Annotated in this window: 16 protein-coding genes; 11 read left to right on the forward strand and 5 right to left on the reverse strand. The window is 47.9% G+C overall.

Annotation, left to right across the window (positions count from 1 at the left end):
• Positions 1–20 precede the first annotated feature (20 nt).
• Entirely contained in the window at positions 21–899 is an 879-nt protein-coding gene (locus tag DXZ20_RS13665) for a dienelactone hydrolase family protein (RefSeq protein WP_163698716.1), read from the forward strand.
• A 36-nt stretch (positions 900–935) separates the two neighbouring features.
• Here the strand turns inward: DXZ20_RS13665 and DXZ20_RS13670 are convergent, their stop codons facing one another.
• Positions 936–1,853, reverse strand: a complete 918-nt coding sequence (locus DXZ20_RS13670; protein ID WP_250565752.1) for a DNA/RNA non-specific endonuclease — start codon at positions 1,851–1,853, stop codon at positions 936–938.
• Positions 1,854–2,198: 345 nt separating this feature from the next.
• Between DXZ20_RS13670 and sodN the strand changes: the two genes are divergently transcribed.
• The 3 genes from sodN (at position 2,199) to DXZ20_RS13685 (ending at position 3,703) form a co-directional block, all read left to right on the forward strand.
• On the forward strand, positions 2,199–2,666 hold the full coding sequence (gene sodN / locus DXZ20_RS13675) for a superoxide dismutase, Ni (protein WP_006518321.1): 468 nt from the start codon (positions 2,199–2,201) through the stop codon (positions 2,664–2,666).
• Between the two features lie 83 nt (positions 2,667–2,749).
• Positions 2,750–3,178, forward strand: a complete 429-nt coding sequence (locus tag DXZ20_RS13680) for a S24/S26 family peptidase (RefSeq protein WP_163663476.1) — start codon at positions 2,750–2,752, stop codon at positions 3,176–3,178.
• 33 nt (positions 3,179–3,211) lie between these two features.
• Positions 3,212–3,703, forward strand: coding sequence for a GNAT family N-acetyltransferase (locus DXZ20_RS13685; protein ID WP_163663478.1), 492 nt, complete (start codon positions 3,212–3,214; stop codon positions 3,701–3,703).
• 18 nt (positions 3,704–3,721) lie between these two features.
• On the opposite strand, the gene DXZ20_RS13690 is transcribed toward DXZ20_RS13685, so the two are convergent.
• On the reverse strand, positions 3,722–4,159 hold the full coding sequence (locus DXZ20_RS13690) for an acyl-CoA thioesterase (RefSeq protein ID WP_006518324.1): 438 nt from the start codon (positions 4,157–4,159) through the stop codon (positions 3,722–3,724).
• A gap of 114 nt (positions 4,160–4,273) precedes the next feature.
• On the opposite strand from DXZ20_RS13690, the gene DXZ20_RS13695 reads away from it, so the two are divergent.
• From DXZ20_RS13695 to DXZ20_RS13705, 3 genes are all read left to right on the forward strand, one after another.
• Complete coding sequence (locus tag DXZ20_RS13695) at positions 4,274–5,131, forward strand: universal stress protein (RefSeq protein WP_163663482.1); 858 nt, start codon at positions 4,274–4,276, stop codon at positions 5,129–5,131.
• 163 nt (positions 5,132–5,294) lie between these two features.
• Entirely contained in the window at positions 5,295–5,936 is a 642-nt protein-coding gene (scpB, locus tag DXZ20_RS13700) for an SMC-Scp complex subunit ScpB (protein WP_163698718.1), read from the forward strand.
• Between the two features lie 157 nt (positions 5,937–6,093).
• Entirely contained in the window at positions 6,094–6,465 is a 372-nt protein-coding gene (locus tag DXZ20_RS13705; RefSeq protein ID WP_163663486.1) for a DUF760 domain-containing protein, read from the forward strand.
• Positions 6,466–6,575: 110 nt separating this feature from the next.
• Here DXZ20_RS13705 and DXZ20_RS13710 read toward each other — a convergent pair whose 3' ends face one another.
• Positions 6,576–7,808, reverse strand: a complete 1,233-nt coding sequence (locus DXZ20_RS13710; protein ID WP_163663488.1) for an HhoA/HhoB/HtrA family serine endopeptidase — start codon at positions 7,806–7,808, stop codon at positions 6,576–6,578.
• A gap of 259 nt (positions 7,809–8,067) precedes the next feature.
• Between DXZ20_RS13710 and DXZ20_RS13715 the strand changes: the two genes are divergently transcribed.
• From DXZ20_RS13715 to trhO, 4 genes are all read left to right on the forward strand, one after another.
• Positions 8,068–8,874 carry a LysM peptidoglycan-binding domain-containing M23 family metallopeptidase gene (locus tag DXZ20_RS13715; RefSeq protein WP_163698720.1) on the forward strand — a complete coding sequence of 269 codons (807 nt, stop codon included), beginning with the start codon at positions 8,068–8,070 and terminating at the stop codon, positions 8,872–8,874.
• A 281-nt stretch (positions 8,875–9,155) separates the two neighbouring features.
• Positions 9,156–9,986, forward strand: a complete 831-nt coding sequence (locus DXZ20_RS13720; RefSeq protein WP_250565754.1) for a hypothetical protein — start codon at positions 9,156–9,158, stop codon at positions 9,984–9,986.
• A gap of 77 nt (positions 9,987–10,063) precedes the next feature.
• On the forward strand, positions 10,064–10,912 hold the full coding sequence (locus DXZ20_RS13725; protein ID WP_250564906.1) for a histone deacetylase family protein: 849 nt from the start codon (positions 10,064–10,066) through the stop codon (positions 10,910–10,912).
• Positions 10,913–11,063: 151 nt separating this feature from the next.
• The gene (trhO, locus tag DXZ20_RS13730; protein ID WP_163663496.1) at positions 11,064–11,957 is read left to right on the forward strand and encodes an oxygen-dependent tRNA uridine(34) hydroxylase TrhO; all 894 of its coding nucleotides are present in this window, start codon (positions 11,064–11,066) and stop codon (positions 11,955–11,957) included.
• Positions 11,958–12,073: 116 nt separating this feature from the next.
• Here trhO and DXZ20_RS13735 read toward each other — a convergent pair whose 3' ends face one another.
• A complete protein-coding gene (locus DXZ20_RS13735) occupies positions 12,074–12,901 on the reverse strand; it encodes a M48 family metallopeptidase (RefSeq protein WP_348918626.1) in 828 nt (275 codons plus the stop codon).
• A 13-nt stretch (positions 12,902–12,914) separates the two neighbouring features.
• Positions 12,915–13,616 (reverse strand): TIGR00266 family protein, encoded by a 702-nt coding sequence (locus DXZ20_RS13740; protein ID WP_163698726.1) that lies wholly within the window; start codon positions 13,614–13,616, stop codon positions 12,915–12,917.
• Positions 13,617–13,664 lie beyond the last annotated feature (48 nt).

Genomic DNA, 13,664 nt, shown 5'->3' on the forward strand with positions numbered 1-13,664 from the left:
TTACTCTCGCGTTAGCAACAATGCGCAAACTGTTGGGTCTTGCCCTGGTGACAGCTCTATTCGCCTTTAGCTGTACCTTGATCAATCCTCCTTCGTCTAGTCAAACTCCTGCTAATGACCAAAGCGAGGCCATAGCAGAACTCCACAACGACGATGTTCCAGTGGCGTCTCCTGCAGCCAAAGATGTTGCAGCTGAGACTATAACGGCACAGGATGTTACCTATGGAACCCTTGATGGCATTCCATTTGAAGGCTATCTTGTTAAGCCCGCAGAGGCCACTGAACCTTTACCAGGCTTAATTGTGATTCAAGAATGGTGGGGCCTTAACGACAATATTCGCACCATGACCCGTCGCCTTGCTGCTGAAGGCTACGCCGCCTTAGCTGTTGATCTGTACGATGGGCAGGTAGCAGAAACCCGCGATGAAGCTAAAACCTTAGTGCAAGCGGCTATTCAAAACTCAGATCGGCTGACTCAAAACGTGATAGCCGCCCATAACTATCTTACCAATGAACAACAGGCCCCTAAGGTTGGCAGTATTGGCTGGTGTTTTGGTGGGTCCTGGTCTTTCAATGCAGCCCTGGCGCTACCTGAAGATCTTGACGCGGCTGTGATTTATTACGGCAGCCAACTATCCACTGATCTAACCACCCTTGAACCCTTACAAATGCCAATTCAAGGACACTTTGGCGCTTTGGATACCAACCCCTCTCCCGACACAGTTCAATCATTTGAGACAGCGCTCAAGAACCTTGGCAAAGATACTGATATCTATATATATGAAGGAGCCAATCATGCGTTTGCGAATCCTTCTGGCACCCGTTACAACGCTGACGCGGCAGACCTTGCCTGGCAAAGAACTATAGCGTTTCTAAGGCAGCATCTTAGCAATAGTTAAACGTATTTGTCAGCGGTGTGGAAAGGGCTGCAATTTCTAATGGGCACTTAGTTTAGCCTCAAGCTCAATTTGTAAAGCCTCAGGAACATCCGATAGTAAATCGTAACCTGTAGCAAGCTCAATTCGATCAACAGAGGTTTGATACGTTTGCCATTGATCATCGAGACGCTTGTTATTAGGCATATCCACAGCGATGATCTCAGTGTTGTAAGAAACGTTATCCACAGTTGGTTCATCGTCAAAAATCACAATCACTTTCCAGGTACGGCTGGGAGGGATAACTCGCTCCTTAGCAATAGGTTCCTTTTGACCATAGACTCCACCAACGATATACAGGATCTTATTTTGCTGATAGATCAAGTCACGGGAATAATTTTCCAGCTCTTTCCAGGGTCCACGATTATTCTCAGCCGTCTGAGGAAAAACATTGGTCATTAAAAATGTTGCCGAGTTATCTTTTTTGCTAGCTGTACGATCCGCTGAAGGCACCATATGCCCACGATCATAACCACTATTGGTATAGTCTCCAGGGGCTACTTTATATGTCCCCTTGGGTAAAATGCCATCCGGGCGAAAGTTGTTTTGTCGCTCGGTACTACCAATCCAGTCGCGACTTGAGACCCAACTAGCCCAACGCAATACACCTCGACTTTGACTGTAAGCCAGAACATATTGCTCTCTATCAATTAAATAGTTATTAATATTTTCTTGCCCGGCGTGGCTAGGATTGCCCAGAGCAATATGGGGATTGTTAGAAAAATAAGTTTCCCAGTCTAATGCTGGTGTACTTTGAGGCAGTTGTTCACAAGCGCGACCGTTATCATCACCGTCCAAATTATGGGGGTCACCCTGAATGTCATTAAGGACTAATTGCGCCAGGTCTTGACTGACAAAATCACCACAGTCACAATTTTGCTCGACACAGGGGGGAAGATGGGCGTTGGGATCGGCCAATTGAGTGGCTAAATTATCGCAACTTGTCAGTATGAGTAAGAAAGCTGATGTTCTTACTGAATAACGTATCCAGCGTAGCCAATATGCTAAATTCTGATGCCTCAAGGTTCCGCTTAAAAGTACTTATATTTTCACCCATGAGTTTACCCTGAGGTTAGTACAAAAATATTATAAATATTACAATATAAATCCTTATACATCCTTTGCTATCCCCCATGGAGGGATGGGAAAACGGCAGTATACTGTTAACTGCGCTGGACGATTTCGCTGGACGATTTCGCTGAACGATCTTGCCGGCGAAGTTTCTAGCAGAAGCCCCATCAACTATTGAATCGATTGGTGATTATGCTCAACAACGCAATTGAATTACTAAACGCTTGGTTCCCTGCTACTGAGGTCCACGCTCACTGTGATGGCCCTTGTGGTGTTTATGATCCCTCTGCTGCCCGCATCACCGCTGAAGCTGTGCTCTCGATGACTAAGAAAATTTTGGCCCTTGAAGAGCCAGCAGATGCCGCTGGTAAAGTAGTCTACGCGAACACTCTTTCTCGCTACATCGCGATCAAGGAAGAGCAGGCTCAAAAGACTAAGGATGATCTCCTGATTCTATGGACTGACTATTTTAAGCCCGTGCACTTAGAGTCCTATCCTGATTTGCACGATACTTTCTGGAAGGCGGCAAAACTTTGCTCTGCCTGCAAGGTAGAGGTCAGCCAGCAGCATGCTGAAGAGCTCATGGCTGCTGTTGAGAAGATCCACACCATCTTCTGGGCAACTAAGGGGCGTGATGTGGCTTGGTATACCGCTAGCTAGTAGCTATGTAGCTCATGTTTCTATAGCAATCCCGCAGGGTCTTTCCCTTGCGGGATTTTTGTATTCAAAACCAAAGGCTGTGAATGGTAAGTCGTAAAAGGGGAAATGGGTATAGCCCATCACGTGAGGTACACAAAAGTGTACTGCCTAGTGCCGGATGGAAGGAGTATATTCAATGGCTATCAGGGCGACGGCGACGGTTTGTGGTTCGTGAGAATTCTATGGTGCCAACGCTGATGCCTGGAGATACGATTTTAGCCAAGATGGGAGGAGCAGTGCAGGTTGGTGATATTGCCATCGCCCAAGTACGCACTAGTCAGGTTGTTGCACCTGATAACTCTGCTGTATTGCTCCTCATAAAACGGGTCGGCGAAATCTTCTATGACGGTAGTGTATACCTGATCAGCGATAATACAAGTGAGCCGCAAGCCCGTGATAGTCGACATTTTGGTGTCATAGCAGCGAACCGTGTTATCGGCCGCGTTACGAGCCGTTTGGCTGTCTCAAAGTAGTTGTGTCTCCACCCATTTTTGATTAATTGCTCAATGGTAGCCCCCATTACTATTAGCCCCGCAACCCGCAATGATATTCCATTACTCTTTGAGCTTGTTATGGCTCTGGCGGAATATGAAAATCTGGCCCATGAAGTGAGTGGTGCGCCAGAAGATTTAGAAAAATATCTCTTTGGCGACAGTCCTAAAGCCCACGCGATTGTTGCGCGTATTGATGGAGCACCTGCTGGGTTTGCACTTTATTTTTTTAATTTCTCTACGTTTTTAATGAAACCAGGTATTTATTTAGAAGATCTCTTCGTTTTGCCTGGATATCGCCGTCGAGGTATCGGTACTGCCATTTTTCAATATCTCGCCCAGACAGCTTTGGCTAAAGGGTGCGGCCGTTTTGAATGGAGTGTTTTGGATTGGAATCAGCCTGCCATTGATTTCTATAGGTCTAAAGGTGCCGTGATGCTCAATGATTGGCGCACCTGTCGTGTTGCGGGTATAGCTTTGGAAGAGTTGGCTAGCAGTGAGCAGTAGTGCAGTACTAGTGGTCCATCAATCTACAAAATATTGATATAGTGAGTCCAACATAGGCTGGAGCTCAGGAGGTAAGCGCCGGACAATTTTTCGTTTGCTGATGTCTATAGGAACCAGCAATACTTGACCGGTAATACATAGTTTTTGTGCGTCTTCTGTCGTATCGTAAATTTCATAAAGCCAATTCAGTCTGACACTGCGTTGTATATCTAATCGCGTTCTAACCAACCCTTTGGCTCCCAAGATCAGGGGTTGGTGATAACGTAATTGCAGGTCGATGACAGGTAAGTCATAGCCTGCTTTGACAAAGTCTTCGAATGCAAATTCCAGGGCACGAAGACACTCCACCCGGGCTGCTTCCATCCATTGAACATATGTGCCATGCCAGACAATACCACCATAGTCGGTGTGATGAGGCTGTACTCGAAAACCATAGTCAAACCAGCGGTTAGTCATAAATAAGTTGACTGTCAAACTACGAATTGTGAACCCTGATCAAGTTTATGAAAACAGGGTGCTTATCATAGATATTTATACATCCTTGAGAGTTTATCCAATAGGATTTAGTCAATGATCGAGAAGATTTTGTTGGCCAGCTCCGGCCCAGGCAACACTGAGACAATGTTTAAGGCCCTGCTGGAAATCCCCATGATTCAGCGAGCGCAGGTAACTGTATTAAAGGCTATCCCGCCTCAAACAGCTTCCAACGACATGGGTGATCAGCGTGCTGACAGTGAACAAGAGTTGTCAGACACGGTGACACGCTTGGGTATCGAAGCATCGAAGGTAACCCCTATGCTACGAGAGGGCGATCCTAAAGATGTGGTGTGTAAGGTCGCTGATGAAATTGACGCCAGTCTAATTGTTATGGGCTCCCGTGGGCTCGGTGGTCTAAAGGCAATTTTCAAAAACTCGGTCAGTCAGTATGTGTTTCAGCTATCCTCTCGCCCCATGCTACTGGTGAAGGATGATATATATAGCATTCGACCCATTAAGCGAGTCTTGGTTGCCCTAGATAAATCTGATATGGCAAAAGAGTCGCTGAGAGTTGCCATCGACCTCACCCGTGATATCCAGGACAGTGAATTGATCTTTGTTCATACGCTATCAAACTTGCGTAACTCCATTGATGAGGCCATTAACGCAAATCCAGAGACTGATCCAGTTCTAGCGCCTGCCATCGCTGAAGCAAAGCGGTATCGTATCAACTATCGTTGTTTGGCTCCAGCCGGTAAACCGGGTCAGCGTATTTGTGTATTGGCTGATGAGCTCAATGTGAATCTACTGATTCTGGGTTCCCCTGACCGGCGTCCTTCCATTGCTAAAGGCTTACCTGATATTGATCGGTTGCTAGGTGGGTCTTTGTCTGACTATGTGCGTATCAATGCTCCCTGTCCGGTGTTACTGACTCGTATGGCAACTAATTAAGTAAAGCTGATTGGTTTGGGGAGTGTTGAATTTTGAGTTGAGTGTTGATGCCAAATTCAACACTCCAAACCAAGAATTTAGCTGTGATCGGCGATTACTCTACGGCCAATGGGGGTAGGATATGCCTGCGTTTGCTATCCTTGACCCACGTTTGTAGGTATTGATGACTATGGCGTCTTTGTCCCACACCATTGAAGCAATCTTGTACCTTAAGGCCAAACCCTTAACCATTGCCCAGATTGCCGAGTATGCCAAGTGTGATAAGGCGACTGCGGAGGAAGGGTTGATCCAGCTGATGGGAGATTATTCTCATCGAGAGGGAGCATTGGAAATTTCTGAAACTGAAAATGGCTATAGCTTGCAGTTGCGTCAGCCATTTAAGCCGCTACTCGATGAATTGATTCCTTTAGATATTGGTTTGGGTGCATTGCGGACGTTGGCCGCGATCGCAATGAAAGGTCCTCTCAGTCAGACCGACCTGGTTGACTTGCGTGGGTCAGGGGCTTATGGACATGTGCACGATTTAGTTGACCAAGGCTTGGTTCGTCGCCGTCGTCAATCCGATGGACGATCTTTTTGGTTACAAGTGACCGAAAAGTTTTATCAGCGTTTTGAGATTGATAAACTTCCACAGATTAATTTACCTGACGTCACAAATGATACGTCTGAGCCTGGTGAAACCTCGATGGAAACATCCGCCAACACAAATGATGATTCAACCATAGAAACAGAGACGGAAACAGTGCCAAACCCTCTTTCAGAGGTGAGTGTAGCAGTTGAACCAATGGCTCTGTCAGAGACTTGAAAAGTTCACTAAGGCTAGTAGTCAATTAAGATATCGTTAAATCAAGCGATGTGATGGGGCATGTTTAAGATATGTCGTTCACACTGAACTTCTTGGAAGTGCTAGCTGAAATCGGCTTGATCACGCTAAGGTAATTAGAAGAAATACACAACCATTTATGTTTAACCCTGATAGCGCCCAATTTATCGGCATGGGTTCTGACGATGCACAGGTCAATCAATTACTGAAGTACCTACAGCATCAGCCACCTGAGGTTCTTACTCGCGTGGCCCAATCCGTGAGCGGTGAGATCAAGCAAATCATCTCTCAAAACGTTCAGGGCCTCATTGGCGTGCTGCCGTCGGAAGGGTTTAACGTGCAGGTGACAACTGACCGTGAAAACCTGGCGGGGTTGTTGGCTTCAGCCATGATGACGGGATACTTCCTACGTCAGATGGAACAGCGAATGGAACTTGAATCCAGCCTGTCAGGGGTATCCTCTACACTAGATAGTGATTCAGATAGCGAATTCCCAGAATTTGATAGCTAGGCCATCTAAAGCCTAGCTGTTACTACTTGGTTTTCAAGCTCACCACCAGTTTGCAAGTAAATGCTTGCAAGCATTTACTTTGATTACGAGGACTCACTACAGCAAGTCATTTACTGCAGATTGTTAGGCATTTTAGTAGGTTTGACCTTAAGGGTCTTCACTTCACCTTTGCGATCAATTTCTACTTTCAGAGCCTTGCCAATAATACTAGCCTCAACCTGAGTCTGTACATCGGTAGCGGTAGCAACCTCAACCTCATTCACTTTGCTGATGACATCACCCCGTTGGATCCCGGCAATTTCAGCCGGTGTATCTTCCATGACGCGAATAACCATTACACCTGACTCTGCCTCGATAGTGAAGTCAATATCTTCATCGGCATTAATGCGCTGACGCATCTCTGGATTAAGGTTAACCATCTGGATTCCCAGATAAGGGTGCTTCACTTCACCATCTTTAAACAGCTGATCACCAATGCGTTTAGCCGTCTCAATGGGAATTGCAAATCCAAGCCCCTGAGCACCGGCACGAATTGCTGTATTCATGCCAATAACTTCTCCTTGGGCATTAAGTAGTGGCCCACCAGAGTTACCAGGGTTAATGGCAGCATCAGTTTGAATAAACTGCACACGTTTGTCAGAAATGCCCACTTGGGAGCTGGTTCGACCGATAGCACTGATAATGCCAGCGGTAACACTGTTATCTAGACCTAGAGGGTTGCCAATGGCAATGGCCCACTGGCCTGCCGCTAAATTATCCGTTGCTCCTAGGGGAGCCGTTGGCAGGTTCTCACCATCAATTTTGACAACTGCAACATCGGTGACCGGGTCGGTCCCGACTACCTCACCTTCAAATGAGCGTCCATCATTTAAGGTCACATTGACTGTTTTAGCCCCTTCTACAACGTGGGCATTGGTCATAACTTGACCATCACTCGTCATAATAAAACCAGAGCCAGTTCCCTGTTCAAGACGTTCGGGTAAATCTGGTTCCACCGGAAATTCATCTGTGAAAAATCGCTTGAATAAAGGATGCTCAAAGGGTTCTGATACTCCCCTAACTGAACGTGAAGCATCAATACGTACAACGGCAGGTCCCACCTGCTCGGCGGCAGCTGCAATAAAATTAGGATTATCAACCGACGGATAGCTGGGCTGTGGAGATTGAGTTAAAACTTCTGTAGGCTCAGTTGCCGTCTGCAAAACCGAAGTAGCAATTGGTAGTTCACTATCCTGTTCCTCGACAACCGACTTGAAAAAGTAGCTATGACTGGCCCAGCCAGCACCACTACCCACCAGAAGGAGGCCTACATATAGACCGAGTTGTTTGGGAGAAATTTTCATTGCTGCTTCCTCATCTCTAGGTGATGAGGGTTCTAATGAACTTACCTTAGCGAAGATTACCTCGAAAATGTATCGGCTTAAGTACACACTCCTGATACAGACTTATCCATGGTACTGAATGTTGGTGCTGTGCTCAGGTAAATTTCTCTACCAATCACTGCGGAATGGTGATTTGCTATTGTTCGTAATCCTGGGTGCTCCAAGAATGCATGTATTCCAAAGATTTTATAAATTTTTCCTATTCCTATCTGGATTTAGTTTGCTTTCCCTGGGTTGGCTGAAGCCGTTGCAGGCATCAGCGTGCCCTGACGCGGCGCTTTCCCAAATGACCAACCACCGTGTTACAGCGGGAGAAACGCTGGAGGGTGTGGCTGCACAGTATGGGTTACGCCCGGCAACATTAGCGGCAATCAATCCACAATTGCCAGCTCAAGGAGCTCTGCCCACGGGGGGAGTGGTCGAAGTCCCCCCATTTAATGGTGTTCCTGTCCAAGTCGGGGCGGGTCAAACCTGGCAGTCATTGGCAGAGCGCCATGGGACAAGGGCAGACCTTTTATTTGAGGTGAATGGCTGCCCTGATACCTTACCCAGTCGAGTATTTATTCCTGCTGGTAATCGTGGGGGCACTATGGCTGCTGAAACTACGCCTTCAGCAGTTGCCTTAGGGTATCCATTGCCCGTTCCAGCCAAGCTTGTGTTGAGTTATGGTTGGCAGCCTCATCCCCGACGAGATGAACTGGTTTTTAACAGTGGTATTGCTTTTTCGGCAACACCAGGGACTGTGGTGACATCAGCTGCAGATGGCACCGTAGCGTTTGTGGGAGAACACAATGGCGCTTTGATCGTGGTGGTTAATCATAGCAATGGCTTGCAGACCCGTTATGGCAACTTGGCTGATGTTGAGTTTACCGTTGGTGATGCAGTTACCCAAGGGACTGGATTGGGCACCGTAGCAGGTGAGTCGCAGGATTCTTTTATGTACTTTGAGGTGCGGACAAATTCTAGTGAGGGCTGGATTGCTCGCGATCCAGGTCAATATTTGTCCGAATTAGAATTACAGCAATAGCTCACTTGCGAAACTCGATAAAGTATCGGATATCTGAAGAATTGCAGCGTAAAGCTAGTCATTGCGATAAAGAAGGCTTACAATGCCGTTATTCTAGGTCCAATACCAAGGGTGAGGGTGCTTTTTAAGGAACGTGTTGTGCTATGGCTAGGCATCCAATCTTGTCTGAGCAACTATCTAAAAGGTTAAAAGCGCTGATGAAGCGTGCTTCGAGACGTGTATCACCTTCCCGTAGCAGACGGGGCAGCCCCCCCTCATCTCTAAAGCTTAAGAAAGTGGCTGTGCCCAAGTCGCCTGCCGCTAAAGCAACCCGGACCATAGCTCATAAGACAACTGCACCTCAGAAAAGGTCTGCTAAGTCGGGTTCATTTTGGTCACATCTATTTTGGGTGCGGCCATGGCTGCTGGTCGTTGCCCTGTGGCTGACATTTATATTGATGATTGCGATCGCACTCGCTGGTCTTTCTAACCCTGGCCGTGAGATGACTCTGGAGCCTGTCAATAGCAGCATTGCAGGGCAGCCCCTAAGCACTCCTGATGCCGCTGCTTTTTCACGGCTGAGCATTCGTAATGAAAAAAGTGTCCTGAGTCAGCGAGATCCGGCAGCGACGTTACCAGGGGCAAACGAGCAAGCTATGCCAGCTTGGCCACTGTTATTCATGGTCGTCACCTGCGCAGGTGGCTGTCTGCTGGTATCTAAACAAGGTCTGTTAACAGCTGAGTCTCGTCGTAGTCGCCGCCGGGTTGCAACCGCTCCTGTGCCTCAAGCAGGTTCTCGCCCTGTACGCTCTGCACGAACCCCAGGTAAAACCGTTAGTAAACGGCAACGTCGTGGTAAACACCGCCGTTTGGCAGCCCAGCAGCGCTCAGCCCCTAAAGGCATGGCAGTGCAGTCAGGCCAGAGACCTGGGCACCATCAAGTACCTGCTCAGCCATCAGCACCCATGACGTCACAACCAATGTCATTTGCTGTGACTAGCCAGTCTGCTCCGTCTGGTCCATCTGTGACCGTTGTTCCGGACAATGAAACGTCTCCCCTGGATTGGAAAGAAGGGAGTCTGGCCCATAAGTTAGATGTCCGCCAGACTCGCTCAATCAGTTCTTTCTTGTAAACCGCGTTTTGACGGGTCTGCCGGTTATTTATCACCCTGACTATGTGACGCCTTTGCCCACAGGGCACAGGTTTCCGATGCCAAAGTTTCAGCTGCTGCGGGACCTGCTGGTGCGCGATGGCGTCATTTCAGAAAAGCAGATTTATCAGCCGGGACGTCCCCCTAGGGACTGGCTCGAATTAGTGCACGATTCGCCCTATGTACAAGCTTATTGTGATGGCGGATTAGACGCTAAGGCTCAGCGCCGCATTGGTTTGCCCTGGAGTGCGGAATTAGTGCGACGAACCTGCACCGCAGTCGGCGGGACTATCTTGACGGCCAAACTAGCACTCAATCAAGGGTTGGCCTGTAACACCGCTGGAGGAACCCACCATGCCTTTCCAGGATATGGAGCAGGATTTTGTATTTTTAACGATATTGCGATCGCAACCCGTCTTCTCAAAGCCCAAAACTTACTTAAAACCGTCCTAGTCGTTGATTTAGACGTACACCAAGGCGATGGCACCGCCTGGATTTTTCGGGATGACCCCAGCGTATTCACATTTTCCATGCACTGCGCAGTGAATTTCCCAGGGCGTAAGCAAACCAGTGATTTGGATGTGCCCCTGGATGAAGGCACTGAAGATGACGAATATTTAGCAAAGCTAGAGGCCCATCTGCCCGATCTATTGGCTCAGGTAAAGCCTGATCTGGTTCTATACGATGCTGGTGCTGACCCCCATCGGGATGATCGTCTGGGTAAATTGGCCCTGACGGATGAGGGGCTATATCGCCGTGATTGGTATGTCTTAGAAACCTGCGCGAAAGCGAGATACCCGGTAGCCTGCGTAATTGGCGGTGGCTATGGCAAAGACATGAACGCGCTGATCTATCGACATTCATACTTACATCGGGCCGCCAGCGAGGTCTACCGGAAATATTGCTAGAAATTTAGGATAAAGTTGTAAGGCTTTAGCAGCACCGTTTCCTGGAATCAGTAAAGCCTTACCAACGGAGATGTCACCATATTCAGGAAATTTTGGCCATAGCTGCTGAAGTCCGATCTAAACCTAATTTCAAGCATCAAAAATCTTTCCCATGCCTTGGACCGTTATTACCTTCTATAAATTTGTTCAGCTCGATGATTTTGTTGAATTGCGTCAGCCCCTCACAGAGCTTTGTAAAACGCAAGGCATTAAGGGAACCATCTTGCTAGCCCTTGAAGGAATTAACGCTACGGTAGCAGGCACCAATGAAGCAGTGGAAAAGTTACTGTCCCACCTTAAACAAGACCCCCGGTTAGCCGATCTCACCCACAAAACCTCATCCGCAGCAGAGCAGCCCTTCTCGCGTATGAAGGTGAAGCTGAAAAAAGAGATTGTCACCCTAGGACAGCCGGACGTGAGCCCGACTAAAAAAGTCGGCACGTATGTGGACCCAAAAGATTGGAATCAGGTAATTTCTGATCCAGACGTGGTGGTGATTGATACACGCAATAATTACGAAGTGGATATCGGTACCTTTAACGGTGCCACTAACCCACAGACTGAGTCTTTTCGTGATTTTCCTGACTATGCGGATCAGCAGTTAGACCCAGCAAAACATAAACAAGTAGCGATGTTTTGTACCGGGGGGATTCGCTGTGAAAAAGCATCATCCTACTTGCTAGAGCAGGGATTTGAGCAGGTTTACCATCTTAAGGGCGGTATTCTAAAGTATTTAGAAGAGGTCCCACCAGAAGACAGTCTTTGGGAAGGGGAATGTTTTGTGTTTGATCAACGGGTGACCGTACAGCATGGCTTAGCAGAGGGCAGCTATGCCATGTGCCGTGGCTGTGGACATCCGATATCCGATGAAGATATGCAATCACCCTATTACGAACCAGGGATGGCATGCCCTAATTGTTACGACCAACTGACTGAGAAACAGCGTATGCGATTTGCCGAACGTATAAAGCAGCGACAGCTAGAGAGAGAACGAAAGTCTCTTTAGGCGCCTGTGCTTAAATAATCAGCCCATTACCCCATCACTCATTCACCCATCGACAGCCCCAACCTGAGTCTTTATTTTTGTTCAGTCCCCTAAGAGGCACAAGAAGAGCCCCATAACTAAAGATTTGACCTCAAAGCGTCGGGTAAGGGAGCTTTGTCTCCTACTCGATACCCTTGCTGCGCAATCAGGCGCTCAAGATTGCGCACCCGCTTTTTAGATGGAGGGTGACTGGCTAATATGGCTAAGCCGGGACGCTCTGATCGACTGAGCCGGTCAAAGAAGTCGGTGGCTCCAGCAACATGACCATAGACTTGGTTAAGCAGTGTCAATCCGAGTCGATCAGCGTGTTGTTCTTGCTGTTGCGAAAACTGAGCAGTGGAAAGTGTAGAAATGCTAGCGCTGGCGATGGAACCCCAAGAGCCAAAGTCACCGAGTAAGGACGATAGGGATAGACGAATTAAGACCTGACGGCTGAGGCCGCGCAGATGATCTCGATTGGCAAAGTGCCCCAGCTCATGGCCTAAGACCATCATTAACTCGTTTTCAGAAGCTACTTCGGCGAGTAAACCCTGGTAAATGATAATGTGATCGCCTGGAATAGCCAGGGCATTCACGGTCTGATCTGGCACATACAATACCTGATAATTCCGTCCGTTAGTCTGTGCGGCAGGTAAATACGTCTCCAGCCGGTCTAATAGCTGATTAAGGGTTGCTTGTGTCGCTGACACTTCAGCTTGAGCCGCGTAAATGGGCACAATTGCCCGCCCCAGTTGTTGCTCTACACGAGTCGGGATAAACCATACCAAAGCTCCTGCTAACCAGAAGGCAATGGCAATGGCGATAGCGATGCCTGCGAGAAATAACCCCAACAACACTAACAGCTGATGATGGCTGGGTGGGGGTGTTTTGTCACTATACGCCGCTGTTCCAGGCGGAAGTTCCATGGGCATTGGTCATCTAGTTATTACTCTTGGTTGGGCGGAAGGGATTCAGAAAGTTAACCAGTGAGTAAACATTACGGGACTGAATCCACAGTCGACCCGAGCCACTAAAGCGAGCCACAAGACCTTCTCCGCCAAAAATGCCAGTTCTCAACCCCCTAAAGGATAGACCACTGATCATTTCAACGTTATAGCTGAGGCTATCTTCAAAGGCGACAATATAGCCCGTATCCACTACATAATTGCCTTCCACAGGGATTTCTAAAATTGCGCCAAAGGAACTAAACCAAAAATCCCCCTGGCCGGTAACTCGTAAGAGAAAAAGCGATTCTCCACTAAAGAATCCTTTAAAGCCTTGAAATTTGCTGTCAATGGAGACGCCTGGACCAGCTGCGACAAAACCAGATGATTGCACCATCAGACTTTGATTGCCGTCTAAGATATAGTGTTGAATGTCTCCAGGCACACCTGGCGATATGTATAGATCACCAGAACTTCCCTGGGCTGTAAACTCACTGATAAATAAAGATTCGCCCCCGAGCATGCGGCCAAGGCCTTTTTTCCAGCCGCCTTTTGCTTTGGATTTCATATCAATGCAGCTGTCCATAGCTGCCATGGCCCCAGCTTCTACAGAGACTGTTTGATTGGGCTGCAGGCTAAGTTTGAGGGAAGCGTACGCTGGGTTATGGTCGATGGCATATGTGACTTGATTACTCATATCGCTTGGTTCCTGATTCATTTACAGTGGTCGGATTTGGCTTTGCTC

Source organism: Adonisia turfae CCMR0081, assembly GCF_011009555.1.
Lineage (GTDB): Bacteria > Cyanobacteriota > Cyanobacteriia > Phormidesmidales > Phormidesmidaceae > Leptothoe > Leptothoe turfae.

Excerpts from the sequence above, each read along its gene's own strand:
- DXZ20_RS13665 (WP_163698716.1), top strand. The coding sequence starts at position 21 with ATGCGCAAACTGTTGGGTCTTGCCCTGGTGACAGCTCTATTCGCCTTT.
- sodN (WP_006518321.1), top strand. The coding sequence starts at position 2,199 with ATGCTCAACAACGCAATTGAATTACTAAACGCTTGGTTCCCTGCTACT.
- DXZ20_RS13680 (WP_163663476.1), top strand. The coding sequence starts at position 2,750 with ATGGTAAGTCGTAAAAGGGGAAATGGGTATAGCCCATCACGTGAGGTA.
- DXZ20_RS13685 (WP_163663478.1), top strand. The coding sequence starts at position 3,212 with ATGGTAGCCCCCATTACTATTAGCCCCGCAACCCGCAATGATATTCCA.
- DXZ20_RS13690 (WP_006518324.1), bottom strand. The coding sequence starts at position 4,159 with ATGACTAACCGCTGGTTTGACTATGGTTTTCGAGTACAGCCTCATCAC.
- DXZ20_RS13695 (WP_163663482.1), top strand. The coding sequence starts at position 4,274 with ATGATCGAGAAGATTTTGTTGGCCAGCTCCGGCCCAGGCAACACTGAG.
- scpB (WP_163698718.1), top strand. The coding sequence starts at position 5,295 with ATGACTATGGCGTCTTTGTCCCACACCATTGAAGCAATCTTGTACCTT.
- DXZ20_RS13705 (WP_163663486.1), top strand. The coding sequence starts at position 6,094 with ATGTTTAACCCTGATAGCGCCCAATTTATCGGCATGGGTTCTGACGAT.
- DXZ20_RS13710 (WP_163663488.1), bottom strand. The coding sequence starts at position 7,808 with ATGAAAATTTCTCCCAAACAACTCGGTCTATATGTAGGCCTCCTTCTG.
- DXZ20_RS13725 (WP_250564906.1), top strand. The coding sequence starts at position 10,064 with ATGCCAAAGTTTCAGCTGCTGCGGGACCTGCTGGTGCGCGATGGCGTC.
- trhO (WP_163663496.1), top strand. The coding sequence starts at position 11,064 with ATGCCTTGGACCGTTATTACCTTCTATAAATTTGTTCAGCTCGATGAT.
- DXZ20_RS13735 (WP_348918626.1), bottom strand. The coding sequence starts at position 12,901 with ATGGAACTTCCGCCTGGAACAGCGGCGTATAGTGACAAAACACCCCCA.
- DXZ20_RS13740 (WP_163698726.1), bottom strand. The coding sequence starts at position 13,616 with ATGAGTAATCAAGTCACATATGCCATCGACCATAACCCAGCGTACGCT.